The following is a 24,160-nucleotide window of genomic DNA, read 5'->3' as shown; positions in this document are numbered from 1 at the left end:
ACCCTCGGGGAAGTTAGCGGTAAATGCCAACCCGCTGCAGATTCTGCGAGCGGCACCCGATTTTCAGCGATACGTGTAGGGTGGAGATGCACAACCTCGGACTGCGTAGCTTTAGAAGACGTGTTATTTCGTCCGCTACCGATGGTTGATTCCTCCTCCTGACCAAGTGCTTGTTTCACAACAGCAAGCAGGAGACGTCTGTCGCCACCCCGGCCCCGTTGGCCGGCGTTGTTAGACATGGAACGACTTACAACCGTTTCTGACGAGCCCTGACACCGACCCTGAGAGTCGTGTGTGCCGAACGCCGTTTCCGGCAGCCCGGAAACCGACGGTACTACATGAAAAGAATGCTGATTAACGCGACTCAACCTGAAGAGTTGCGTGTCGCACTGGTAGATGGTCAGAAACTCTACGACCTCGATATTGAATCGGGCGCTCGTGAGCAGAAAAAGGCCAACATCTACAAAGGCAAAATCACCCGCATCGAACCTAGCCTTGAAGCCGCTTTTGTTGATTTCGGCTCCGAGCGCCACGGTTTCTTGCCCCTCAAAGAAATTTCCCGCGAATACTTCAAGAAAGCACCTGAAGGCCGCGTCAACATTAAAGAAGTGTTGAGCGAAGGCCAGGAAGTTATCGTTCAAGTTGAAAAAGAAGAACGTGGTAACAAGGGCGCCGCCCTCACCACGTTTATCAGCCTGGCCGGTCGTTATCTGGTGCTGATGCCGAACAACCCGCGTGCCGGTGGCATCTCGCGCCGCATCGAAGGCGAAGAGCGCAACGAACTGCGTGAAGCCTTGAACGGTCTGGTCGCGCCAAGCGACATGGGCCTGATCGTGCGCACTGCCGGGCTTGGCCGCAGCAGCGAAGAAATGCAATGGGACCTCGATTACCTGCTGCAACTGTGGAGCGCGATCAAAGAAGCATCGCTGGACCGCTCCGCTCCATTCCTGATCTATCAAGAAAGCAACGTCATCATTCGCGCCATCCGCGACTACCTGCGCCAGGACATCGGCGAAGTATTGGTCGACAGCGTCGAAGCTCAGGAAGAAGCGCTCAGCTTTATCCGCCAGGTGATGCCGCAGTACGCCAGCAAGATCAAGCTGTACGAAGACAGCGTGCCGCTGTTCAACCGTTTCCAGATCGAAAGCCAGATCGAAACCGCCTTCCAGCGTGAAGTGAAGTTGCCGTCCGGCGGCTCCATCGTCATCGATCCAACCGAAGCCCTGGTGTCCATCGACATCAACTCGGCGCGCGCCACCAAAGGCAGCGACATCGAAGAAACCGCGCTGCAAACCAACCTTGAAGCCGCTGAAGAAATCGCGCGCCAACTGCGCCTGCGTGATATCGGCGGCCTGATCGTTATCGACTTCATCGACATGACGCCTGCGAAAAATCAGCGCGCTGTGGAAGAGAAAGTCCGCGAAAGCCTCGAAGCAGATCGCGCCCGTGTTCAAGTGGGTCGCATCTCGCGCTTCGGTCTGCTGGAAATGTCCCGTCAGCGTCTGCGCCCTTCCCTTGCCGAAGGCAGCGGTATCGTCTGCCCGCGTTGCAACGGTCAAGGCATCATCCGTGACGTTGAGTCGCTGTCGCTGGCAATTCTGCGCCTGATCGAAGAAGAAGCTCTGAAAGACCGCACCGCCGAAGTTCGCGCTCAAGTGCCGATTCCGGTTGCTGCGTTCCTGCTTAACGAGAAGCGCAACTCGATTACCAAAATCGAACTGCGTACTCGCGCCCGCATCGTGATTCTGCCGAACGACCATCTGGAAACGCCGCACTTCGAAGTGCAGCGAATCCGTGACGATAGCCCTGAAGCTCAGACCTCCCAGTCGAGCTACGAAATGGCTGCCGCCGAAGTGGAAGAAGTCGCGCAAACAGCTGCGACTCGCACCCTGGTTCGCCAGGAAGCCGCCATCAAGGCCACCCCGCAACGCGCCGCACCGACGCCTGTCGCTACCGAGCAACCTGTTGCCGCCGCTGAACCAAGCCTGTTCCGTGGCCTGGTGAAGTCGCTGGTCAGCCTGTTCGCCGGCAAGGAAGAAGAAAAGCCGGTTGTTGTTGAGAAGAAAACCACTGGCGACCGCCCTCAGCGCAGCGATGAGCGTCGCAACGGTCGTCAGCAGAACCGCAACCGTGGCGGCCGTCGTGACGAAGAGCGCAAGCCGCGCGAAGACCGTGGCCCACGCGAAGAACGTGCACCGCGCGAGCCCCGCGAAGAACGCGCACCGCGCGAAGCCCGCGAGCCCCGTGAGCCGCGTGAAGACCAGGCTCCCCGTGAAGAGCGCGCACCTCGCGCCCCGCGTGAAGAGCGCAAACCGCGTGAGCCACGTGCACCGCGTGAAGACCGCGCCCCACGTGAAGATCGCCCACAACGCGAACTGCGTGAGCCGCTGGACGCTCAAGGTCAGGAAACGCCGAGCGAGGAGCGCGTTGAGCGCAAACCGCGCGAAGAGCGTCAGCCGCGAGCGCCTCGTGAAGAACGCCAACTGCGCCCTGTCGCTGATGCCGCCGGTAGCGAAGAAGAGTTGCTGAACACCGACGAGCAGCACGACGACGACCAGGAACATGCCGAGGGCGGTGACCGTCCACGTCGCCGTTCGCGCGGTCAGCGCCGTCGCAGCAACCGTCGTGAGCGTCAGCGTGATGCCAACGGCAACATCATCGAAGGCAGCGAAGAAGGTAACGAAGAAGCCAGCGGCAACGCTGAAGCTCAGCGTGCCGAAGCGCCTGCCGCTGAAGTTGCCACTGCCGTAGCTGCGGCCGCCGCCGTGGCTGTCAGCGAAATCGTTGCAGACCAGCACACCGCTGAAGCTGCACCGGTTGAGCCCGCAAGCGAGCCGCAAGCCGCCGCGACCGAGCACAGCGAACCTGTTGCTGTGGTTGAAGCACCTGCGGTTGAAGCGGTCGATGAAGCGCCTGCATTTGAACCGGTTGTAGCTGAACCCGCCGTGGTTGAAGCCAGCGCCGTTGAAGGCACCACGCCTGTAGAGGCGAGCGTCAACGAAGCGCCTGCCGCTTCAGCACCGGCTTACGAAGCACCGGTTGTAGTTGAAGCTGCTCCGGCCGCCGAGGCTGCTCCCGCTCCAGCGGAAACCGCTCCGGCTCCTGTAGTTGAAGCAGTGGAAGTGGCCGTAGTTGCCGAAGTGGTAGCCGAGCCCGCTCCCGTCGTGACCAGCAATGGCCGCGCGCCGAACGACCCACGCGAAGTGCGTCGCCGTCAGCGTGAAGCCGAGCGCTTGGCTAAGGAAGCTCAAGAAGCATCGGCATCGGTGGTTGACGCCGTTGCCGCCGCCGAGCCCGTTGGCATTACCGCTCACGCGATTGCCGATGTTGAGCACACCGTGGAAGAAGAAAAAGCCAAACAGGACGACGCGGCCGAGCCTGCTCCGGTGCACGTGGCTGAGCCGGCTGTGATTGCTGACAGCAACGTCGAGGAAACCCAGGCTGACGAAACCAGCGCCGAGCTACCGGCAGCGCAGGAAGAAGTTGCCGGGAAATCCGATGAAGAAGACAAGAACGGGAACAAACCGCTCGTTTAAGCCTTCGCGCTGATTAGCGTTGTACGAAAAAGGGATGCCAAATGGCATCCCTTTTTTATTGTTCGCTGAGAGCAACCAGGTCTCGAAAGTACTCAGCTTGTCTGCGTATCACCGTCATTCCCGCGCACGCGGGAATCAGAATCGCGAGCCGGACGGTACTTGCAACCCGTTTCGCTAAACCCTGGCGTCAGTAAAAACGGGTCAAAAATTCACCGCTGCGGTACGCCTGATCGAGCCTGGATCCCCGCGTACGCGGGGATGACGGTGGTGGCTGAGCGGGTTGCGCTTTCCCCGCAAAAAATCTGATTGCCGATACATCGAATAGAAGCGAAGCAAACCCAGGCGAGAAACGCCCTCACCCCGCCCTGCGCTGCTGCGCACCATCCAACGCATCCGCTACCAGCGCATACCCATGCTCGTCATTGCGACACACCAGCCCGCCCTGCCACATGCGGCGCAGGGCCTGGCTCAGGCAGAGCTGGGAGATCGGCACTTCGGCGTCGATCAGCCTCGCATGCATTTCCTGCAAGGTCAGCGTCTGGCCTCGCTCGGTGCTTTCACACAGCACGTCGAGAATCTTCAAGCGCGGTTGGCTGCATTTCAGCCCGGCGGCGCCGAGGATGCGTTTAAAGCGCTGGTTACTGTGTTGAGCGGGCAAGCTGCTCAGGCGCGCCATTTGAGGTTGGTTCATGGTTGAACCTCGCGTTTGCTGAAAGACATCGCCACGTCGTATCCACTCGCCATTGCCAGAGCCACCCTGCCCTCGTTCGGTCTGTTCACTCGTTTCATGTGCAACTCCTTGACCCTGGCGCTCGTGGAAAAATGTGGCGCCTTATTAACAAGACGGATGAGCCGGCAAAAAACCGCAAAAGATTCTGACGATAGGTCGAAAAATTTTCCGTCCCGCTTCTGCCTCGCCACGCTGGACACATTTTCTTGCATCTGCCGGTGCGGGTTTTGCCCACGCTATCCGTCTTGTACATAGGGACGTCTGAAACCACGACTTTCCGCCCCTGCGTTTTCGTAGCGCTGTGTAGCGCTGGTCCTTTCCTCCAGTTAAGCCCTTTTTGTTTATGTCGAAAAAAACCCGCGCAAAAACCTGGTTTCTCGTGCACAGCTGGCTGGCCTTGCCGATCTGGTTTTTCCTGCTGATCGTTTGCGTCACCGGCACCCTGGCGGTGGTCAGCCAGGAAATTGTCTGGCTGGCCAACCCGGACATCCGCGCCAGCCAACCGAACGACGACGCCCAGCCGTTGAGCTACGGCCAGGTATTGGCCGCCATCCACAAAGAGCGGCCAGAGCTGGCGGTGGAATGGTTGGCCACCCCGGACGAATCGCATTTCGCGCTCACCGCCCAGGTCAGCGAACCGGGCGGCGGCACCTACCGTTTGTATATCAACCCTTACAGCGGAGCGATTCAGGGCGTCAGCCCAACGTTCGACTTCAGCGCCTTCACCCGCGCGCTGCACGGCTGGTGGCTGGTGCCGTTCACCAATGGCTATAGCTGGGGCTGGTATTTGGTATCGCTGCTCGGCCTGCCAATGCTGGTGTCGTTGATCACCGGGCTGGTGGTGTACAAGCGCTTCTGGAAAGGCTTCTTCACCCCGCGCCTGCGTTTTAACCAAGGCGCGCGAATTTTCTGGGGCGACTTCCATCGCCTGAGCGGCATCTGGTCGATCTGGTTTATCGCGGTCATTTCCATCACCGGCACTTGGTTTCTGATCCAGGCGCTGCTGTCCGATTTGCACATCTCGATCTCGAGCGAAGGCCCGCCCGCTTTTGTCTCCCGCCAGGACGTACCCGTGAGCGCAGACGGCCTGGCGCCGCCGCAACTGAGCCTGGATCAAATCACCGCCATCGCCGCGTCGCAAATTCCCGGCCTCGACATCAGCTTTATCACCCTGCCCGAAGACGCCTTCAGCCATTACAGCGTCGGCGGGCGCGGCTGGTATCCGTTGATGTATCAAACCGCCGAGATCAACCCGTACACCGGCGCGGTAGCCGGTGCCAATTTGCTGCAAGACCGCAGCGCGCTGGAGTTCGTCACCGAGTCGATGCGCCCACTGCACACCGGCGATTTCGGCGGGATATGGATCAAACTGATCTGGTTTTTCTTCGGTTTGGTGCTGAGCATGATGGTGCTCAGCGGCTTGCTGATCTGGAGTAAACGCACCGTGCAAGCCACCGCCAACCTGGCCAAACGAACGCAGCGGGTTCGTCCGGATGCTGCCGCCACGCTTACCCCGGCGTCGGAGGTGCAGCCATGAACAAAGCCATCACTGCGCCACGCCGCCAACCAGCCCTGCAGCGCCTGTGGCACAAATACCGCTTTCATCTGAATATTTTGCTGGTGTTGATTCCGCTGGGTTTCATGCCCGCTTACTTGCAAAACGCGGCGATGTTTCGCGGCACATTAGGGCTGGGTGAGCGCGACATCGGCGAGTTCACCCTCGGTCCGTGGTCTGCCCGTGTGGCCGAGTGGCACATCGGCGACCCGGAAGCCGAAGGCCAGGCCGGCAACATGAAGGAATTCACCGTTGCGCTGTGTGAGCGCTGCTTGCCGCAGGTAAAAGCGGCTTACTTGCGCATCGGCAAACCGCGCAGCTTGCGCACCGCCGGCGCGTTGCTGTCGGGCAGCCCGTACCGGCTGATGGCCGAAGTGGTGGTGCCGCGCAACACCACGGCCGGCAGCGAGTTGTGGCTGACCGTCGAAGGCTGGGACGGCAGCGTGCACCAGACCGCCATCCCACTCGCCACCGCCTCGCCCTCACTGGTGAGTTGGCTAGAACGCCAACCCGGAGCCCGCCCATGAACCGCGCCCTGCCTTTGCTACTCGCCAGCCTTGCACTCGGCCTGAGCCCCCACACGCAAGCCCATGGTCTGTATTGCCAGTGCCAGCCTGTGGCCGACGGGCAAGTGCGGTGCAACGGCGGTTTGTCAGACGGCACCGCCCTGCCCGGCGCCGCGCTGGATGTGATTGGCTACGATGAAAAGCCACTGATCACCGGCAAGCTGGGCGAGGATTCGAGCTTCACCTTCCCCCGCCCCGATGGCGAGTTTTACGTGCTGATGGAACTGGGTCCTGGCCATACGGTAGAGGTCGATCACACCGACATCCCAGCGCCATAACTCCACCCATCAGCCGAGTCCGACGCCAGTAAGCACACGGTGCGCGCAGCAGGTAGAATGCGCGCCGTTTCCATGGGTTCCCTAACCCCATCGATCAAAAAGGTCCTGCTTATGTCCCTGATTTCTGCCGACCGTCGGCGTGGCGCGCTGACGTTTCTGGTGCTGTTCCACATCGTCATCATCATTGCCAGCAACTACCTGGTGCAGCTGCCGATCACCCTGTTCGGCTGGCACACGACGTGGGGCGCGTTCAGTTTCCCGTTTATTTTCCTGGCCACCGACCTCACCGTGCGCTTGCTTGGTAAAGGTCCGGCGCGCCTGGTAATCGCTCAGGTGATGGTGCCGGCTCTGGTGGTCTCGTACATCGTCTCGGTGCTGTTTCAGGAAGCCAGCTTTCGCGGCGTAAACGCGCTGCTGGAATTCAACGAATTCGTGCTGCGCATTTCGCTGGCCAGCTTCCTCGCCTACGCCCTCGGGCAGATTCTCGACATTCAGGTTTTCGACCGTTTGCGCCAACTGCGCCAATGGTGGGTGGCGCCCACGGTGTCGACCATCTTCGGCAACCTGCTCGACACCTTCGTGTTCTTCGCCGTCGCCTTCTGGCACAGCAGCAATCCGTTTATGGCCGAGCACTGGGTGGAAATCGCCACGGTCGACTACGGCGTGAAGCTGACCATCAGCCTGCTGCTGTTCGTGCCGCTGTATGGCGTGTTGCTCAATGCCATCTTGCGCGTACTTGCGGGCCGCCCGGCCCGCTAAATCCTGCGCTCTTATCGAGGCTAAAGCCTCTCCTACAGGTCCGAGCGGTCACTGTGGGAAAGGCTTTAGCCTCGATTCCTTGCGTCTCGACCATGGCTTTTCGCCAGCCGCGCGCTTTTGGCCCGCCCATAAATTTTGTGCACAATCCTAAATAAAATTGTTCCACATCCTGTCCACAAGTGATTATGATCGGCACATTCTGACCAGGTAGACAGATTTTTCATCCTGGCGGACAGAGGGTCACTGACCCTCGTGAGCCCATGACCGAATAAAAACAATTGGCAGGCGCAACTATGACTACACCCGATAGCTCCACCCGCTCGGACCTCATCTACGGTCTCAACGACCGCCCGCATTTCAGTGCCGCGTTGTTCGCCGCCCTGCAACACGTTCTCGCCAGCTTCGTTGGCATCATCACCCCCACCCTGATCATTGGCGGCGCCCTGGGCCTGCAGAGTGAAGTGCCGTACCTGATCAGCATGGCGTTATTCGTCTCTGGGCTGGGTACGTTCATTCAGGCGCGGCGCTTCGGCCCGGTAGGCTCTGGCCTGTTGTGCTTGCAAGGCACCAGCTTCGCCTTTATCAGCGTGATTCTCAGCGCCGGTTTCATGGTGAAGTCACGCGGTGGCGGCACGGATGAAATTCTCTCGACGATTTTCGGCGTGTGCTTTTTCGCCGCCTTTATCGAAGTCACGCTCAGCCAGTTCATTGGCAAGCTGCGCAAGCTGATCACCCCGGTGGTGACCGGCACCATCATTACCTTGATGGGCCTGTCGCTGATCAAAGTGGCCGTTACGGACATGGCTGGCGGCTTCGGTGCAGCAGACCTCGGCGCCATGAGCAACCTGGGCCTGGCCTTTCTGGTGCTGGCGATCATCGTGGTGTTGAACCGGTTCGACGTTCCGATTCTGCGCCTGTCCGCCATTATCATTGGCCTGGGCATCGGCTTTGTCGTGGCGTGGGCTTTGGGCAAGGTCGACTTCGCCGCCATGCCGGACGTCGCCGCCGTCAGCATTCCGGTGCCGTTCAAGTACGGGTTCTCGTTTGACCTGTATGCCTTTATTCCCGTCGCGGTGATCTTCCTGATTACCCCGCTGGAAGCCGCTGGCGACCTTACCGCCAACTCGATGATTTCCCAGCAGCCAGTGCGCGGCCCTGTCTACATCCGCCGCATCAAGTCGGGCTTGCTTGCCGACGGCCTCAACTCGGCCATGGCCGCTGTGTTCAACAGCATGCCGATGGTGACGTTCGCGCAGAACAACGGCGTCATCCAGCTAACCGGCGTGGCCAGCCGCTACGTGGCGTACTTCATTGCCGCCCTGCTGGTGCTGTTGGGCTTGTTCCCGGTAGTAGGCGCGGTGTTGCAGCTGATGCCAAAACCGGTACTTGGCGGCGCCACCTTGATTATGTTCGGCACCGTGGCGGTGGCTGGTATCAAGATTCTCTCCGAAGCCGGTCTGCACCGTCGCAACATGCTCATCGTGTCGATTTCGCTCGGCCTGGGCCTGGGCGTTGCGGCCGTTCCGGAAGTGCTGCGCGAGTTGCCAAGCGCGCTGCATAACATCTTCGAATCGCCAATTACCGTCGGTGCCTTTGCCGCCATCCTGCTGAATATCTTCCTGCCGGAAGAGTACCTGGACGAAGTGGACGAGCATGAGTTCGATCCCGAGGCGTCGATTGTCGAAGTGATGCAAAACCCTAGCGACGACGACATCGCCCTCGACCAGGCGCGCGCGGCCAAAGCCAGCCTGCAAAGCTGACGCGCCCGCCTCGCCCCGTTCAACCTGAACGCTGCACAGCGTCCGCACCTCGCCAGGGTCGGGCGTTGTGCGGTGTCTGGGCTGCAAGAGCTGCACTACCCTCACTAAAAACAACAAGGAAAACCCCATGAACCTGAAGCGTTTGCCGCACTGCCTCGCGCTGTCTGCCGGTCTGTTCACTGGTAGCCAGGCTGCGTTGGCGGATGACCTGCTGCAATGGCAGAACAACAGCCTGACCTACCTGTATGGCCAGGATTTCAAGGTCAACCCTGAAATCCAGCAAACCGTCACCTTCGAGCACGCCGACGGCTGGAAGTACGGTGACAACTTCCTGTTTATCGACAAGATTTTCTACAACGGCAAAGCCGACTCGGGCGTGGGCAACAACACCTACTACGGTGAATTCAGCCCGCGTTTCTCGTTGAGCAAAATTACCGGCGAAAAGATCAGCTTCGGCCCGGTCAACGACGTGTTGCTGGCCTTCACCTATGAATTCGGCGAGGGCGATGTGGAGTCGTACCTGGTAGGCCCGGCGTTCGACCTGAACATCCCCGGCTTCGACTTCTTCCAGCTCAACTTCTACAACCGCCAAACCGATGGCAACCGCCCTGGCGATGACGTTTGGCAGATCACCCCGGCGTGGAGCTACACCATTCCAGTTGGCGGCTCGGACATCCTGATCGACGGTTTCATGGACTGGGTGGTCGACAACGACGAGAACGCGCGCGGCACGTACCACGCCAACCTGCACTTCAACCCACAGATCAAATACGACCTGGGCAAAGCGTTGCATTGGGGCGAAAAGCAGCTGTACGTCGGTATCGAGTACGACTACTGGAAAGACAAATACGGCATCGACGACGACAGCTTCCTCGGCGACGAGATTCTGCAAGGCACCGACCAGAACACCGCGAGTCTGCTGGTGAAGGTGCACTTCTAAACCGGTTTCGGGGTGGCAGACGGCTGCTGGGTAGGCAGAGTTGTTCGTCATCCCGAAAGCTAAAGCTCGAGGCTAAAGCCTCTCCTACAAGGACGTGTTTGCTCCTGTGGGAGAGGCCTTAGCCTCGAGCTTTTGATCTAAGGATCGTTCGTCATCGCAACGCAAAAAACTCGAGGCTAAAGCCTCTCCTACAAGGACGTGTTTGCTCCTGTGGGAGAGGCTTTAGCCTCGAGCTTTTGTTCTAAAAAAAGGGCGAGTCGCATGCAGCGACCCGCCCTTTCACGTTAACCGACGACGGATGAGCGCCGGTTAACGACCACCTGCTGTGCCGGTGTTAGCTGGCACGCGCCATGTTGCGCAGGGCTTTCACCTGATCGTGGTTGCGCTGTACGCCTTGGCGTTGTTTTTCAACGATGCTGCGTACGTTCGACGGCAGCTCTTTTTCCAGCGCTTCGTTGTAGTGCTTCAGGGCCACGTCTTCGCCGCGCTCGCATTCGTTGAGAATGGCGGTTTCGCTATGACCGGTGAGTGCGCTTTTCAGGTTCACCCAACCGCGGTGCAGATCGCCCGTGGTGCTGGTGCTGGTTTCCGGGTCGCCGCCCAGGCTGCGCACCAGTTGCTGTAGCTCGCTGGCCGCAGCCGCACATTCCGCGGCGCGCTGGCTGAACAAGCCTTTGAGTTCGGCATTTTCAACGTCGTTCGCGCACTCACGGAAGCCTTTCTCACCGTCTTTGCTGGTCTCGATCAGGTTGTTGAGTACCGAGATAGTGTCTTTGCTTTCCATGGTCAAAATCCTCTTTTGGCGAGCAGCGTCACGCTGCAGGTTGTTGGCCGATGTGCCCGTTTGGGCTTTATCGACCGCTCGCAAAAATGGACGTGACCCGTTGCGTAAAGGTTCAGCACATTCGCCGACCGGTACGCGCAAGCGGCAACCGACAACCGCGCTAAAACGCAGGCGGGGCGCGGCGTCTAACCGCTTGTCAGGGCCGCAGGTTTACTCTGCCGGCTTGGCTTTCTGGCGCTTGAGAAAGTCGACTTTCCATTGCTCCAGGCCCATAAATTCCGAGTCGAGATTGGCCTCGACCTGGTACTTGTCTTTGAGCGCAGCGATGGCCTCGTGTTGCTCGGCGAGAAACTGGTCAAAGCGCTGAATCAGCTCGGGATGCTTGCTGCTCGACAAGTGAAACGTGCCGCGCGTGAACGGCAGTTTGGAATCGAACACCAACGCACCGGGGCGGGCGCGAATGTTGTCGAGGTAATAGGTGGCGACCACCACGTTGAAGTAGGCGCCGTCGGCTTGTTTCTTCAGCGCCAGCTTGATCATCGCGGGCAAATCGTCGCCTTCAATCAGGCGCGTTTGCTTGGCCTCGATGCGAGTTTGATAGGCCCATGGCGTCCAGCCGTTAACGATGGCCAGCCGCTGCAAAGTATCAACGCCCTGCCCCTGCTGCTTGGGCGGCACTAGCACGCCATCGACGTAATTCACCACGGCCTGGCTATAACGCAGGTTTTTGCCGGCCTTTTGTTCTTGCGCCCAGGTGCTGTTGTCCGGGTATTTGAAATCGACTTCGCCCTGTAACAACGCCGGCAGCAAACGCTCGACCGGCAACGGGCGGTATTCCAACTGCACGCCGGCTTTGGCGGCGAATAGGTCCAGCACCTCGCGGGCAAAGCCGGAATAGTTGCCTTGTTTATCGGTGGCGTAATGGGGCAAGAACGGCGTGTTTTCCACGCCGACGACATAGGTTTGGGCGTGGGCGCTGGTGGTGATTAATAGCGCGGCGATGGCGGTGTAAACGAGCTTCGGTTTCACGGCAGTTTTCCTGTTTTTGTTTTTGTGAAGGGACGGCACCCTGCGCGCCAGCAGGATCAATGGTGTTTCCAGGAATCGAGGCTAAAGCCTCTCCCACAAGGGCAGCTCGGGCCTGTAGGAGAGGCTTCAGCCTCGAGCTTTTCATTCCCCGTATTGGCAGTTCAGCCGCCAGTCATGCTCATAAACCGCAGCACTTGCACTTGCTCGGCTTGGTCGAAGTGATGGCGTTCGGGCTTCAGTTGCAGGGCGTTAACCAGCGCCTGACGCAAGCGCTCGCTGTCACCGGGATGGGCACGCATCAGGCCCTTCAAATCGAGGGCGCCTTCGTGGCCGAGGCACAGCACCAGCTTGCCTTCGGCGGTCACGCGCACGCGGTTGCAGTCGCCACAGAAGTTGTGGCTATGGGGCGAGATAAAGCCGACCTGCGTGTCGCTACCAACCACCTGCCAATAGCGCGACGGCCCGCCGGTGACGCGGCTGCTGCGCACCAGGGCGAAGCGCTGTTCGATCAGCGCGCGCACCTGGTCGCTGGAGCAAAACGTCTGCTCGCGTTGATGACTGGTAACGGAGCCCAACGGCATTTCTTCGATAAAACTGACGTCCAGTCCGCGCTCGACGGCGAACTGCACGAGGTCATGTACTTCGTCATCGTTGCGCCCGCGCTGCACCACGCAGTTGAGCTTGATGCGCGCGAAGCCCGCCGCCCGCGCGGCCTCGATGCCGGCGAGCACGTGGTCCAGCGCGTCGCGGCGGGTGAAGGCGGCAAATCGCTCGCGCTGCAACGAGTCGAGGCTGATGTTCAAGCGCTTGACGCCCGCCTCGCGCAGCGGCGCGGCGAGGTGTCCGAGCTGCGAGCCGTTGCTGGTGATGGCCAAATCTTCCAACTCGCTCCGTGCGCCGAGCCGTTGCAGCAAACCGAGCACACCCTTGCGCACCAGCGGTTCGCCGCCCGTGATGCGGATGCGTTTGACGCCCAGCCCGATAAACGCATCGGCCACGGCGTACAGCTCTTCGAGGGTAAGAATCTGCGCGCGCGGGGCGAACTGCATGTCTTCGCTCATGCAGTAAGTGCAGCGAAAATCGCAGCGGTCGGTAACCGACAAACGCAGGTAGGTGATGCGCCGCCCGAAGGGATCGACCAGGCTGGCGTCAGGTGCAAGCGGCAAGGACACGACGGATCTCCAACTGCTCAGGGAGCCGAAAAAAGGGGACGTAAGAATTAGCTGACCACGAAGTCAGAAATGTACTCAAAAAATGCTGATCGCGTATACAAGAATTTTGCTCAGCCGATGTTTTGTAGGAGCTACCTTGGTAGCGAATGGGCTCTCCCGCATATCAATGTTTTCAGGGTTCGCGAGCAAGCTCGCTCCTACAAAAAGCGCGGTTCCTGCCTGACATTGAGCCTCGCGCAAACGCGGTGCTACCATGCCCGACCACTCAGCAAGCCCATCGATGCGGTGCCACAGCAAAAGAGTCTTTAGATGACCAGTATCCGTGAGCGCAACAAAGAGTTGATTCTGCGCGCAGCCAGCGAAGAGTTCGCCGACAAAGGCTTCGCCGCCACCAAGACCAGCGACATCGCCGCCAAAGCGGGCTTGCCCAAGCCCAACGTGTATTACTACTTCAAGTCCAAAGAAAACCTGTACCGCGAGGTGCTGGAAAGCATCGTCGAACCGTTGCTGCACGCCTCGCAGCCGTTCAACGAAGGCGGTCTGCCCGCCGATGTATTGCGCGCTTACATCCGCTCGAAAATCCGCATTTCCCGCGACCTGGCCTACGCCTCGAAGGTCTTCGCCAGCGAAATCATGCACGGCGCCCCGCACCTTTCCGCCGAGCAAACCGCGCAACTGAACGCCCAGGCCAAGCACAACATCAGCTGCATTCAAGCCTGGATTGACCAGGGCCTGATGGCCAAAGTTGACCCGCACCATTTGCTCTTCAGCATCTGGGCTGCGACGCAGACCTACGCCGATTTCGACTGGCAGATTTCCATCGTCACGGGTAAAGCCAAGCTCGACGACGCCGACTATGAGGCGGCGGCCGAGACGATTATTCGGATGGTGATTAAGGGGTGTGAGGTAAGTGAGGGGGCTGGGGCTAAGGTTAAGGTGGTTGGGTAATTCCTTAGCCGTCTTTTCGTCCGACTTTGGATACCGCCACTGCTGAATGTGGCGCATGCCTTGCGATTCTGGATTCCCGCCTTCGCGGGAATGACGGAGTACTTTCAACTACCACCGTCATTCCCGCGCAGGCGGGAATCCAGAATTCCGGACCGGGCGCCTATCTAAAACACCTATAGGCCGATCGCGCCCTCATCAAAGCAACCCGTTCACCCAATATCCGCCTGCAACCCCGCCGCCAATACCCCCTTCACGGCACATTGTTCATCAATGTCCGACGTATCCCCACTAATCCCCACCGCCCCAATCACCTGATTATTCGCATCGCGAATCAGCACGCCACCCGGCGCGGGAATTACGTTGCCTTGGGCCAGCGTGTTCACTGCCGCAATGAAACTCGGCCGTTGCTGCGCGTCATTGGCGATTTGGCGCGACGCCTTGCCGAGTGCCACCGCGCCCCAGGCTTTGCCGATGGCAATTTGCGGGCGAAGCATGCTTGAGCCGTCTTCGCGCAGCAGCGAAATCAAATGACCGCCAGCGTCCAGCACCGCAATGGTCAGGGCGCTGCCGAGGCCGCGCGGCCTGCCGACTGGGCTTGCTCGGTGATCTGGGTGGCGAGTTGCAGGGTTAAAGCGCTCATGGGGTAAGTCCCTTCTTGTAATTGAAAGCGTACGGAACACACCACCGGAGCAGGCAAACGCACCCGGCGGTGCAATCAAAAGACGCCTTAACTATCGCAGCCAAAACAAAAAACGCAAGGGGTCGATACAATCCGGCGACATTTTGTATACACACACTTTCACCCAACCCCACGCCGCCGCTGAAACCCGCGCTAAAACAGGCGTTTTAAATCTGTTTCGCCTTGCCGCGCTTTGCCCGCGAAAAAATGTTGACCTTAAAGTCATGGCCTGAATAGAATCCGCCACAGCAAGTTGTATACAATTTAAGAACAAAAGAGGCACAACAAATGGCCAAAATGAGAGCAATCGAGGCAGCCGTCCTCGTTATGCGCCGCGAAGGCGTCGACACCGCGTTTGGTATTCCCGGCGCCGCCATCAACCCCCTGTACGCCTCGCTGAAAAAAGTCGGCGGCATCGACCACGTTCTGGCTCGCCACGTGGAAGGCGCTTCGCACATGGCCGAGGGTTACACCCGCACTAAAGCGGGCAACATCGGTGTGTGCATCGGCACCTCCGGCCCTGCCGGCACCGACATGGTCACTGGCCTGTATAGCGCCAGCGCCGATTCCATTCCGATTCTGTGCATCACCGGCCAGGCGCCGCGTGCCCGTATGCACAAGGAAGATTTCCAGGCCGTCGATATCACCAGCATCGTCAAGCCAGTGACCAAGTGGGCAACCACCGTCATGGAACCGGGCCAGGTGCCGTATGCGTTCCAGAAAGCCTTCTATGAAATGCGCAGCGGCCGCCCAGGCCCCGTGCTGATCGACCTGCCGTTCGACGTGCAGATGGCTGAAATCGAATTCGATATCGACGCCTACCAGCCGCTGCCGCTGAGCCGCCCTGCCGCCAACCGCGCCCAGGCCGAGAAAGCCCTGGCGCTGTTGAACGACGCCGAGCGTCCATTGCTGGTAGCCGGTGGTGGCGTGATCAACGCCGATGCCAGCGACAAGCTGGTCGAGTTCGCCGAATTGGTCGGCGTGCCAGTGGTTCCAACCCTGATGGGCTGGGGCACCATTCCAGACGACCACCCGCTGATGGTCGGCATGGTCGGTCTGCAAACCTCGCACCGCTACGGCAACGCCACGCTGCTGGAGTCGGACCTTGTGTTCGGCATCGGTAACCGTTGGGCCAACCGCCACACCGGTTCGGTGGATGTGTACACCGAAGGTCGCCGCTTTATTCACGTGGATATCGAGCCGACGCAAATCGGTCGCGTGTTCAACCCGGACCTGGGCATCGTTTCCGATGCCGGCGCCGCGTTGGATATGTTCATCACCGTGGCCAAGGAATGGAAAGCCGCTGGCAAGCTGAAAAACCGTGCCGCCTGGCTGGATTCCTGCCACCAGCGCAAACGCACCCTGCAGCGCAAAACCCACTTCGACAACGTGCCGGTTAAACCGCAGCGCGTGTACGAAGAAATGAACGAAGCCTTCGGCAAAGACACCTGCTACGTCAGCACCATCGGCCTGTCGCAAATTGCCGGCGCGCAATTCCTGCACGTCTACAAGCCGCGTCACTGGATCAACTGCGGCCAGGCCGGCCCGCTGGGCTGGACCATTCCTGCCGCGCTGGGCGTGGTGAAAGCCGACCCAAGCCGCAAGGTTGTCGCGCTGTCTGGCGACTACGACTTCCAGTTCATGATCGAAGAACTGGCCGTGGGCGCGCAGTTCAACCTGCCGTACATCCACGTGGTGGTGAACAACTCCTACCTGGGTCTGATCCGTCAGGCGCAACGCGGTTTCGAGATGGACTACTGCGTGCAGTTGGCCTTCGAAAACATCAACGCGCCGGAGCTGAACGGCTATGGCGTGGACCACGTGGCCGTCGCTGAAGGCCTGGGTTGCAAGGCCATTCGGGTGTTCGAGCCGAACGAGATTCAGCCGGCCCTGCGTCAGGCGCAAGAGTTGATGGCACAGCACCGCGTACCGGTGGTGGTGGAAATCATTCTGGAGCGCGTGACCAACATCTCCATGGGCACCGAGATCAATGCCGTCAACGAGTTCGAAGACCTGGCACTGACCGGCTCGGATGCTCCGACTGCGATTTCGATGCTGGATTAACCGCAGCCCTCACCCCCTGCCCCTCTCCCGCAAGCGGTAGAGGGGAGCCGACTAGCGCATTTCAGTCCCCTCTCCCGCTCGCGGGAGAGGGGCTAGGGTGAGGGGCTTTTGGGTTGCCCCTCCCATGCAAGCTGAGGAGAAAAGACATGCCACGCTTTGCCGCCAACCTGTCCATGCTGTTCACCGAAGTGGACTTCCTGGACCGTTTCGACGCTGCCGCCCAAGCCGGCTTCAGCGGCGTTGAATACCTGTTTCCGTACGACTTCCCCGCCGAAGAAATCAAAGCCCGCCTCAACACCCACAAGCTGCAGCAGGTGCTGTTCAACCTGCCCGCCGGTGACTGGGCCAAGGGTGAGCGCGGCATCGCCTGCCACCCGGACCGCGTAGAAGAATTCCGCGCCGGCGTAGACAAAGCCATCGCCTACGCCAAGGTGCTTGGCAACACGCAAATCAACTGCCTGGCCGGCATCCGCCCGCAAGGTCCGGATTGCGCCACGGTTGAGCAAACGTTCGTAGACAACCTGAAATACGCGGCTGAAAAGCTGCAAGCCGCCGGTATCAAGCTGGTCATGGAAATGATCAACACCCGCGACATTCCCGGCTTCTACCTGAACACCACCAAGCAGGCGCTGGCCATTCGCGACAAGGTCGCCAGCAGCAACCTGTTCCTGCAGTACGACATCTACCACATGCAAATCATGGAAGGTGACCTGGCCCGCAGCCTGGAAGGCAACCTGGCCGTGATCAACCACGTGCAGCTGGCCGACAACCCCGGCCGCAACGAGCCTGGCACGGGCGAAATCAACTACCGCTTCCTGTTCGAGCACCTGGACCGCATCGGGTACCAGGGCTGGGTTGGCTGTGAATACAAGCCTGCCACCACCACCGCTGCCGGCCTCGGCTGGCTCAAGACTCATAACGCCATCTAAGGAGCATTCCCATGGCTAAAATCGGTTTTATCGGCACCGGCATCATGGGCAAACCCATGGCCCAAAACCTGCAAAAAGCAGGTCACACCCTGTTCTTCTCCGAGCACTTCGACAAAGCCCCGGCCGACCTGCTGGGCGACAACGGCGTTGGCCTGGCCAACCCGAAGGAAGTGGCGCAGGAATCCGAATTCATCATCATCATGGTGCCGGATACCCCACAGGTTGAAGACGTGCTGTTCCGCAAAGACGGCGTGGTTGAAGGCGTAGGCGCCGGCAAAGTGGTCATCGACATGAGCTCGATCTCCCCTACCGCCACCAAAGCCTTCGCTGAAAAAATCAAGGCTACCGGCGCTGCCTACCTCGACGCTCCGGTGTCTGGCGGTGAAGTCGGCGCTAAGGCGGCCACCCTGTCGATCATGGTCGGCGGTTGCCCGAATGCCTTTGAACGCGTGCTGCCGCTGTTCCAGGCCATGGGCAAAAACATCACCCGCGTGGGCGGCAATGGCGACGGTCAGACCGCCAAAGTGGCCAACCAGATCATCGTTGCCCTGAACATTCAGGCCGTTGCCGAAGCCCTGCTGTTCGCCGCCAAGAACGGCGCCGATCCAGCCAAAGTGCGTGAAGCGCTGATGGGGGGTTTCGCCGGTTCGAAAATTCTCGAAGTGCACGGCGAGCGCATGATCAAAGGCACCTTCGACCCAGGCTTCCGCATCAGCCTGCACCAGAAAGACCTCAACCTGGCCCTGGCGGGCGCCAAAGAGCTGGGCCTGAACCTGCCCAACACCGCCAATGCCCAGCAAGTGTTCAGCACCTGCGCAGCCATCGGCGGCAGCAATTGGGACCACTCGGCGCTGATCAAAGGCCTGGAACACATGGCCAATTTCTCGATCCGCAAGGACTAAGCAATACGTGGGTTGGGCCGGTCCGCTTGGTGATCCTCATCGTGGCCCCCGCTCGTTGGTTCGCCAACGGACCGTTCCGACCCACGCCCCTTTTCGACCTGCCCGGTAAGCGGTGTCACGGCCTGCAAGCCGGGTGGGTCGATTTCAGTCCACAGCCCTTGTGCCCGTAAAGGGACAGCGAGGTTTGCGGACTGCAATCGACCTGCACGCATAACAAGAAACGAGTTGGAGTAGTCCTGATGAACCTCGACCCCAAGAGTCTGCTGCGCGACCTGTTCGCCACCGCCATCGACGCCGCCCACCCGCGCCAGGTATTGGCCGACCACCTGCCCGCCGACCGCAGCGGCCGGGTGATTGTCATCGGCGCCGGCAAGGCGGCGGCGGCCATGGCCGAAGTGGTGGAGCGCGAGTGGCAGGGCGAGGTGTCCGGCCTGGTGGTGACGCGCTACGAGCACGGCGCCAACTGCCAGAAAATTGAAGTGGTGGAAGCCGCGCACCCGGTGCCGGACGACGCTGGCGAGCGCGTGGCCCGCCGCGTGTTGGAGCTGGTGAGCAACCTGCAAGAAAGCGACCGCGTCATCTTCCTGCTCTCCGGCGGCGGCTCGTCGCTGCTGGCCTTGCCCGCCGCCGGCATCAGCCTGCAAGACAAACAGGCGCTGAACAAAGCACTGCTCAAATCCGGCGCGACCATTGGCGAGATGAACTGCGTGCGCAAGCACCTCTCGGCCATCAAAGGCGGGCGTCTGGCCAAAGCCTCGTGGCCGGCCAGCGTGTACACCTACGCGATTTCCGATGTGCCGGGCGACGAAGCCACGGTGATTGCCTCCGGCCCAACCGTGGCCGACCCCACCACCTCGCAGCAGGCGCTGGCGATTCTGGCGCGCTACAACATCGATATTCCCGCCAACGTGCGCGACTGGCTGAACAGCCCGGAATCGGAAACCGTGAAACCCGGCGACCCGTGCCTGGCGCGCAGCCACTTCCAATTGATCGCCACGCCCCAGCAGTCGCTCGAGGCCGCTGCCGCCAAAGCGCAAGCGTCCGGCTTGCCGGTGCTGATTCTTGGCGACCTGGAAGGCGAGTCGCGGGAAGTGGCCAAGGTGCACGCCGGCATCGCCCGGCAGATTCAACTGCACGGCCAGCCGATCAAACCGCCGTGCGTGATTCTTTCCGGCGGCGAAACCACCGTGACCGTGCGCGGTGACGGCCGTGGCGGACGCAACGCCGAGTTCCTGCTGAGCCTGACCGAAAGCCTCAAAGGCTTGCCCGGCGTGTATGCGCTGGCTGGCGATACCGACGGCATCGACGGCTCCGAAGACAATGCCGGCGCGCTGATGACGCCCAGCAGCTACGCCCGCGCCGCCGCGCTGAACCTTTCGGCCAGCGACGAGCTGGATAACAACAACGGCTATGGCTACTTCGCGGCCCTGGACGAGCTGATCGTCACCGGCCCGACGCGGACCAACGTCAACGATTTTCGCGCCATTCTGATTCTTGAGAAGCCTGCCCAATGAGCCTGCCTAGCCCTAACGAAAAGAAACCCAACGCTGACAAGAAAGTAAAAATTCTCGCCACCCTCGGCCCGGCTGTGCGCGGCGTTGATGACGTGCGCCATCTGGTCGAAGCCGGGGTCAACCTGTTCCGCCTCAACTTCAGCCATGGCGAGCACGCCGACCACGCCGAGCGCTATCAATGGGTGCGCGAAGTGGAGCGCCAGTTGAACACGCCGATCGGCATTCTGATGGACCTGCAAGGGCCGAAGCTGCGCGTGGGCCGGTTTGCCGCCGGCAAGGTCAACCTGAACCGTGGTCAGGCGTTCCGCCTCGATCTGGACACCACGCCCGGCGATGAACGCCGGGTCAACCTGCCCCACCCGGAAATCATCGAAGCACTTGAGCCCGGCATGAGCCTGCTGCTCGATGATGGCCGCCTGCGCCTGGAAGTGACGCGCAAGCAGAACACCGGGGTCGACACCCTGGTGAGCGCCGGTGGCGAACTGTCGGACCGCAAAGGCGTGAACGTGCCGGAAGCTGTGCTGCAACTGAGCCCGCTGACGAAAAAAGACCGCATCGACCTCGACTTCGGCCTGCAACTGGGCGTGGACTGGGTGGCCTTGTCGTTTGTGCAGCGCCCGGAAGACATCGTCGAAGCCCGCGAGCTGATTCAGGGCAAAGCCTTCCTGATGGCGAAAATTGAAAAGCCGTCGGCCGTGCAACACCTCGAAGCCATTGCCCACCTGTGCGACGCGATCATGGTGGCCCGTGGCGATTTGGGCGTGGAGGTGCCGGCCGAGAACGTGCCGCGCATTCAGAAAGACATCATTCGCACCTGCCGCCAGCTGGGCAAACCGGTGGTGGTGGCCACGCAGATGCTCGAATCGATGCGCTTCTCCCCTGCCCCGACCCGCGCCGAAGTCACCGACGTCGCCAACGCCGTGGCTGAAGGTGCAGACGCAGTGATGCTGTCGGCCGAAACCGCCTCGGGCGATTACCCGCTCGAAGCCGTGAGCATGATGAGCAAAATCATCCGCCAGGTAGAAAACGGCCCGGACTTCCAGGCCCAGCTCGACGTCAGCCGCCCACAAGCCGAGGCTACCGCCTCGGACGCCATCAGCTGCGCCATTCGCCGCATCAGCGGCATTCTGCCTGTGGCGGCACTGGTCAACTACACCGAATCCGGCAGCTCCAGCCTGCGCGCCTCCCGCGAGCGACCGAAAGCGCCCATCCTCAGCCTGACCCCCAACATCCAGACCGCCCGCCGCCTGTCCGTGGCCTGGGGCATTTACTCAGTGGTGAACGCACGGTTGAGCAAGGTCGAGGAAATCACCAGCACGGCACTGGAAATCGCCCAGGCAACCAACATGGCCAAGCGTGGGGATACGGTAGTGATTACGGCGGGGATGCCGTTTGGGCAGTCGGGGACGACGAACAGTTTGAGAATTGAAACCCTTCTCTAAACCTGACTAATCGCAAAAGCGAGGGTTTCGGGGCTAGAGCCAGGCAAGGCGAGACCCTGCGGAGCAGCGCAGCGTAGTCAACTACGTGAGCAGCGCACGCAGGGTCTCAACGCAGCATGGCCGACGACCCGGAAGCCGGACAGGAAAAAGCAAATCCCATCTGGTTCATGCCAGTTTGGCGTCTCGCGTGCCCTCGCTTGGCGCCTTTTTTTATTCAGTCGTTGGGCCATCACCACCATGCCCCATTTCACCTACGGCAAAGCCCTGCTCCACGGCTGCAGCCAAATCTTCCTGCAACAGCACGCCCTCTTCGGCGCGCTGTGTTTGCTCGCCATTGCCGTCGGCGCGCCGCACTTGCTGGGCGGCGCCTTGCTCGGTGGTTTCGCCGCCACGCTGGCTGCCCGCCGTCGCGGTTATGACCTCGCCGATATCGACGCCGGCCTCTACACCTATAACGGCGTGCTGCTGGGCCTGATGCTGTGCAACCGCTTTGCCTGGTCGGCGCTGTTGCCGTTGCTGATCATCGCCAGCGCCGGCGCGTCGAGCCTGGTGTTGAACCGGTTGATGCGCGGCAGCCGTCAGCGTCAGTGGTTGCCGGCCTTTACCGCGCCGTTTGTGGGGCTGAGCTGGCTGGTGCTGAGTTTGCTGCCCGTGACCCTGACGCCGCCGTTGCAAGCGACGGTGCCGAGTGTGGTCACGCTGGATGTGCCTGGCATTGGCGCGGCGCTGTTAAGAGGCATCGGTCAGGTGATCTTTTTAGGCGAGCCGCTGGCGGGCGCCATTGTGCTGATCGGCCTGTTTCTCGCCAGCCGGCGGGCGGCGCTGTGGGCGCTGGCGGGCTCGGCCATCGGGCTCGGCGTGGCGCTGCAGCAGGGCTGGAATAGCGAACACGCGCTGAATGGGCTGTATGGCTATAACGGCGCGTTGGTCGGGGTTGCGCTGAGTCAGGTGTATCGCAACCTGGCGGTGATCGTGCTGGGGATTTTGTTGGCATTGCCGTTACAACCGGGCTTCGCGGCGTTCGCGCTGCCGGAGCTGACGGCGCCGTTTATTATGGCCTGTTGGCTGGTGCAGGCGACGCATCGGACGTTGCAGCGTGGGGCGGAAGATTCGCGGCCCAAAAGGCTTCTATAAAGGCGGCCCTCACCCTAGCCCCTCTCCCGTATACGGGAGAGGGGAATTTGATCACCGATGCGCCTGACCTCCGCGTTCAAGCCCCCTCTCCCGTTTACGGGAGAGGGGCTGGGGTGAGGGGCCGTCATCTGGGCGCCCACAAAAAAGCCGGCCCTGAGGCCGGCTCTTCATTACCGCTGCAATCAGTGCGCGACGCGGCTGGTGCCGTTGACGCTCATGATGCGAACACGCTCGCCGACGCGGAAAATCTCGTTTTCCTGCACTTCCTGCACATAGGCGCGCATGCTGCCGTCGTCTTCGCGAACGGTGATTTCCACACCTTGCGCGCGGGTCAGGCCTTCTTCAGTTACCGAACCCAACAGCCCACCGGCCACAGCGCCGATCACCGCCGCGACGATGCTGCCGCGACCGCCGCCGACGGTGCTACCCGCGACGCCACCCACCACCGCACCGGCACCGGCGCCAATTGGCGTTTTAGTGCCTTCGATTTTGACCGGACGCAGCGATTCAACGGTGCCCATGCGTACGGTTTGCACGGTGCGCGCTTCATCACGCGAGTAGGAGTCGCCCGTCAGACTGGACTGGCAACCGGTGAGTGCCAGGGCCGCAACCGTGAACGACGCGACTAACAATAGAGACTTACGCATAACGGTACCTCCGGGAGATGACAGGCCATTAGACAGCGCCGCTCACGGCGATGTCACGGGCGCTGCACAAGATTAGTTCCTCGGCGAGCTGAACGGCCCAAATCAGGGCGCTAAACGCTCACGCGACCACATGCCGTTGTCTAGACGATAGTTCAAACGGTCATGCAGACGGCTGGCGCGGCCCTGCCAAAACTCGATGCGCTCTGGCACCAGGCGATAACCGCCCCAGTGCGGCGGGCAGGTAGGCGCGGAATCAAGAAAACGCCGTTCGGTTTCGGCCAGCAGCGCTTCCAATTCGCCACGGTCTTCAATCACCCGGCTTTGCGGCGAGGCCCACGCGCCCAAGCGACTGCCCAGCGGACGGACTTGGAAGTAGGCATCGGATTCTTCGGCGCTGACTTTCTCCACCCGCCCCTCGATGCGCACCTGACGCTCCAGGGTCGGCCAGAAAAACGTCATGGCCGCAAACGGACGCGCCGCCAGTTGCTTGCCCTTGGCGCTTTCGTAGTTGGTGAAAAAAGTAAAACCCTGCTCATCGACGCTTTTAAGCAACAGCACCCGGCAATGCGGGCGGCCATCGGCGTCGACGGTGGCCAGGGTCATGGCGTTGGCTTCCACCGGCAGTTGCTCGGTGCTGCGCGCATCGGCGAACCATTGCTGGAACAACGCCACAGGCTCGGCTGGGGCTTGCGCCTCGGTGAGCCCGTCGCGGGTGTAGTCACGGCGCATATCGGCCAAATTAGCGGTCATCACGCGGCTCCTTAAGTGTTAACAAGCGGCGGACACAGACCA

20 protein-coding genes and 1 pseudogene are annotated in these 24,160 nt (G+C 60.8%); 14 read left to right on the top strand and 7 right to left on the bottom strand.

Annotated elements, in window-relative coordinates:
• Positions 1 to 338 precede the first annotated feature (338 nt).
• Positions 339 to 3,536, top strand: a complete 3,198-nt coding sequence (gene rne / locus ACZZZP_RS06735) for a ribonuclease E (protein WP_463382213.1) — start codon at positions 339 to 341, stop codon at positions 3,534 to 3,536.
• A 355-nt stretch (positions 3,537 to 3,891) separates the two neighbouring features.
• On the opposite strand, the gene ACZZZP_RS06730 is transcribed toward rne, so the two are convergent.
• Positions 3,892 to 4,227, bottom strand: a complete 336-nt coding sequence (locus ACZZZP_RS06730; protein ID WP_463382212.1) for a hypothetical protein — start codon at positions 4,225 to 4,227, stop codon at positions 3,892 to 3,894.
• Between the two features lie 382 nt (positions 4,228 to 4,609).
• Here ACZZZP_RS06730 and ACZZZP_RS06725 point away from each other — a divergent pair, with 382 nt between their 5' ends.
• The 6 genes from ACZZZP_RS06725 to ACZZZP_RS06700 all read left to right on the top strand — a co-directional run bounded on the left by ACZZZP_RS06725 (position 4,610) and on the right by ACZZZP_RS06700 (position 10,124).
• Entirely contained in the window at positions 4,610 to 5,803 is a 1,194-nt protein-coding gene (locus ACZZZP_RS06725; RefSeq protein WP_463382211.1) for a PepSY-associated TM helix domain-containing protein, read from the top strand.
• Positions 5,800 to 6,348, top strand: coding sequence for a thiamine pyrophosphate-binding protein (locus ACZZZP_RS06720; RefSeq protein WP_463382210.1), 549 nt, complete (start codon positions 5,800 to 5,802; stop codon positions 6,346 to 6,348). The genes ACZZZP_RS06725 and ACZZZP_RS06720 overlap by 4 nt, the downstream gene beginning before the upstream one ends.
• Positions 6,345 to 6,665, top strand: coding sequence for a hypothetical protein (locus tag ACZZZP_RS06715; RefSeq protein ID WP_122496797.1), 321 nt, complete (start codon positions 6,345 to 6,347; stop codon positions 6,663 to 6,665). The genes ACZZZP_RS06720 and ACZZZP_RS06715 overlap by 4 nt, the downstream gene beginning before the upstream one ends.
• 111 nt (positions 6,666 to 6,776) lie before the next feature.
• A complete protein-coding gene (locus tag ACZZZP_RS06710) occupies positions 6,777 to 7,424 on the top strand; it encodes a 7-cyano-7-deazaguanine/7-aminomethyl-7-deazaguanine transporter (protein WP_463382209.1) in 648 nt (215 codons plus the stop codon).
• Positions 7,425 to 7,717: 293 nt separating this feature from the next.
• A complete protein-coding gene (locus tag ACZZZP_RS06705; RefSeq protein WP_463382208.1) occupies positions 7,718 to 9,184 on the top strand; it encodes a nucleobase:cation symporter-2 family protein in 1,467 nt (488 codons plus the stop codon).
• A gap of 127 nt (positions 9,185 to 9,311) precedes the next feature.
• Entirely contained in the window at positions 9,312 to 10,124 is an 813-nt protein-coding gene (locus ACZZZP_RS06700) for an outer membrane protein OmpK (protein WP_463382207.1), read from the top strand.
• Positions 10,125 to 10,458: 334 nt separating this feature from the next.
• Here ACZZZP_RS06700 and ACZZZP_RS06695 read toward each other — a convergent pair whose 3' ends face one another.
• The 3 genes from ACZZZP_RS06695 to moaA form a co-directional block, all read right to left on the bottom strand.
• Entirely contained in the window at positions 10,459 to 10,908 is a 450-nt protein-coding gene (locus tag ACZZZP_RS06695) for a PA2169 family four-helix-bundle protein (RefSeq protein ID WP_122496790.1), read from the bottom strand.
• Positions 10,909 to 11,118: 210 nt separating this feature from the next.
• Positions 11,119 to 11,937, bottom strand: coding sequence for a substrate-binding periplasmic protein (locus ACZZZP_RS06690; RefSeq protein WP_463382206.1), 819 nt, complete (start codon positions 11,935 to 11,937; stop codon positions 11,119 to 11,121).
• A gap of 161 nt (positions 11,938 to 12,098) precedes the next feature.
• Positions 12,099 to 13,103, bottom strand: coding sequence for a GTP 3',8-cyclase MoaA (gene moaA, locus ACZZZP_RS06685; protein ID WP_463384666.1), 1,005 nt, complete (start codon positions 13,101 to 13,103; stop codon positions 12,099 to 12,101).
• Between the two features lie 315 nt (positions 13,104 to 13,418).
• Between moaA and ACZZZP_RS06680 the strand changes: the two genes are divergently transcribed.
• Positions 13,419 to 14,057 (top strand): TetR/AcrR family transcriptional regulator, encoded by a 639-nt coding sequence (locus ACZZZP_RS06680; RefSeq protein WP_463382205.1) that lies wholly within the window; start codon positions 13,419 to 13,421, stop codon positions 14,055 to 14,057.
• Positions 14,058 to 14,266: 209 nt separating this feature from the next.
• Here ACZZZP_RS06680 and ACZZZP_RS06675 read toward each other — a convergent pair.
• Positions 14,267 to 14,697 (bottom strand): annotated as a pseudogene (locus tag ACZZZP_RS06675) (GlcG/HbpS family heme-binding protein).
• Positions 14,698 to 15,024: 327 nt separating this feature from the next.
• Here ACZZZP_RS06675 and gcl point away from each other — a divergent pair.
• From gcl to ACZZZP_RS06645, 6 genes are all read left to right on the top strand, one after another.
• Positions 15,025 to 16,800 carry a glyoxylate carboligase gene (gene gcl / locus ACZZZP_RS06670; protein ID WP_463382204.1) on the top strand — a complete coding sequence of 592 codons (1,776 nt, stop codon included), beginning with the start codon at positions 15,025 to 15,027 and terminating at the stop codon, positions 16,798 to 16,800.
• Between the two features lie 146 nt (positions 16,801 to 16,946).
• Positions 16,947 to 17,729 (top strand): hydroxypyruvate isomerase, encoded by a 783-nt coding sequence (gene hyi / locus ACZZZP_RS06665; protein ID WP_463382203.1) that lies wholly within the window; start codon positions 16,947 to 16,949, stop codon positions 17,727 to 17,729.
• Between the two features lie 11 nt (positions 17,730 to 17,740).
• On the top strand, positions 17,741 to 18,631 hold the full coding sequence (locus tag ACZZZP_RS06660; RefSeq protein ID WP_122451362.1) for a 2-hydroxy-3-oxopropionate reductase: 891 nt from the start codon (positions 17,741 to 17,743) through the stop codon (positions 18,629 to 18,631).
• A 239-nt stretch (positions 18,632 to 18,870) separates the two neighbouring features.
• Positions 18,871 to 20,145 carry a glycerate kinase type-2 family protein gene (locus tag ACZZZP_RS06655; RefSeq protein ID WP_463382202.1) on the top strand — a complete coding sequence of 425 codons (1,275 nt, stop codon included), beginning with the start codon at positions 18,871 to 18,873 and terminating at the stop codon, positions 20,143 to 20,145.
• A complete protein-coding gene (gene pyk, locus ACZZZP_RS06650) occupies positions 20,142 to 21,587 on the top strand; it encodes a pyruvate kinase (protein ID WP_122496775.1) in 1,446 nt (481 codons plus the stop codon). Before ACZZZP_RS06655 ends, pyk begins: the two co-directional genes overlap by 4 nt.
• Before the next feature lie 237 nt (positions 21,588 to 21,824).
• Positions 21,825 to 22,721 carry an urea transporter gene (locus ACZZZP_RS06645; RefSeq protein ID WP_463382201.1) on the top strand — a complete coding sequence of 299 codons (897 nt, stop codon included), beginning with the start codon at positions 21,825 to 21,827 and terminating at the stop codon, positions 22,719 to 22,721.
• A gap of 182 nt (positions 22,722 to 22,903) precedes the next feature.
• On the opposite strand, the gene ACZZZP_RS06640 is transcribed toward ACZZZP_RS06645, so the two are convergent.
• Positions 22,904 to 23,368 (bottom strand): glycine zipper 2TM domain-containing protein, encoded by a 465-nt coding sequence (locus ACZZZP_RS06640; protein ID WP_122451358.1) that lies wholly within the window; start codon positions 23,366 to 23,368, stop codon positions 22,904 to 22,906.
• Between the two features lie 102 nt (positions 23,369 to 23,470).
• Positions 23,471 to 24,118 (bottom strand): pyridoxamine 5'-phosphate oxidase, encoded by a 648-nt coding sequence (gene pdxH, locus ACZZZP_RS06635; protein ID WP_463382200.1) that lies wholly within the window; start codon positions 24,116 to 24,118, stop codon positions 23,471 to 23,473.
• Positions 24,119 to 24,160 lie beyond the last annotated feature (42 nt).

The sequence above is a fragment of the Pseudomonas sp. AC211 genome, from assembly GCF_979258055.1.
This window is presented reverse-complemented; position numbering and strand designations above follow the sequence as displayed.

Bases quoted from the DNA above. Each gene is read 5' to 3' on its own strand.
- gcl (WP_463382204.1), top strand. From the start codon at position 15,025: ATGGCCAAAATGAGAGCAATCGAGGCAGCCGTCCTCGTTATGCGCCGC.
- ACZZZP_RS06725 (WP_463382211.1), top strand. From the start codon at position 4,610: ATGTCGAAAAAAACCCGCGCAAAAACCTGGTTTCTCGTGCACAGCTGG.
- ACZZZP_RS06700 (WP_463382207.1), top strand. From the start codon at position 9,312: ATGAACCTGAAGCGTTTGCCGCACTGCCTCGCGCTGTCTGCCGGTCTG.
- pyk (WP_122496775.1), top strand. From the start codon at position 20,142: ATGAGCCTGCCTAGCCCTAACGAAAAGAAACCCAACGCTGACAAGAAA.
- pdxH (WP_463382200.1), bottom strand. From the start codon at position 24,118: ATGACCGCTAATTTGGCCGATATGCGCCGTGACTACACCCGCGACGGG.
- ACZZZP_RS06710 (WP_463382209.1), top strand. From the start codon at position 6,777: ATGTCCCTGATTTCTGCCGACCGTCGGCGTGGCGCGCTGACGTTTCTG.
- ACZZZP_RS06720 (WP_463382210.1), top strand. From the start codon at position 5,800: ATGAACAAAGCCATCACTGCGCCACGCCGCCAACCAGCCCTGCAGCGC.
- ACZZZP_RS06660 (WP_122451362.1), top strand. From the start codon at position 17,741: ATGGCTAAAATCGGTTTTATCGGCACCGGCATCATGGGCAAACCCATG.
- ACZZZP_RS06715 (WP_122496797.1), top strand. From the start codon at position 6,345: ATGAACCGCGCCCTGCCTTTGCTACTCGCCAGCCTTGCACTCGGCCTG.
- rne (WP_463382213.1), top strand. From the start codon at position 339: ATGAAAAGAATGCTGATTAACGCGACTCAACCTGAAGAGTTGCGTGTC.
- ACZZZP_RS06680 (WP_463382205.1), top strand. From the start codon at position 13,419: ATGACCAGTATCCGTGAGCGCAACAAAGAGTTGATTCTGCGCGCAGCC.
- ACZZZP_RS06645 (WP_463382201.1), top strand. From the start codon at position 21,825: ATGCCCCATTTCACCTACGGCAAAGCCCTGCTCCACGGCTGCAGCCAA.
- hyi (WP_463382203.1), top strand. From the start codon at position 16,947: ATGCCACGCTTTGCCGCCAACCTGTCCATGCTGTTCACCGAAGTGGAC.
- ACZZZP_RS06705 (WP_463382208.1), top strand. From the start codon at position 7,718: ATGACTACACCCGATAGCTCCACCCGCTCGGACCTCATCTACGGTCTC.
- ACZZZP_RS06640 (WP_122451358.1), bottom strand. From the start codon at position 23,368: ATGCGTAAGTCTCTATTGTTAGTCGCGTCGTTCACGGTTGCGGCCCTG.
- ACZZZP_RS06655 (WP_463382202.1), top strand. From the start codon at position 18,871: ATGAACCTCGACCCCAAGAGTCTGCTGCGCGACCTGTTCGCCACCGCC.
- ACZZZP_RS06695 (WP_122496790.1), bottom strand. From the start codon at position 10,908: ATGGAAAGCAAAGACACTATCTCGGTACTCAACAACCTGATCGAGACC.
- ACZZZP_RS06730 (WP_463382212.1), bottom strand. From the start codon at position 4,227: ATGAACCAACCTCAAATGGCGCGCCTGAGCAGCTTGCCCGCTCAACAC.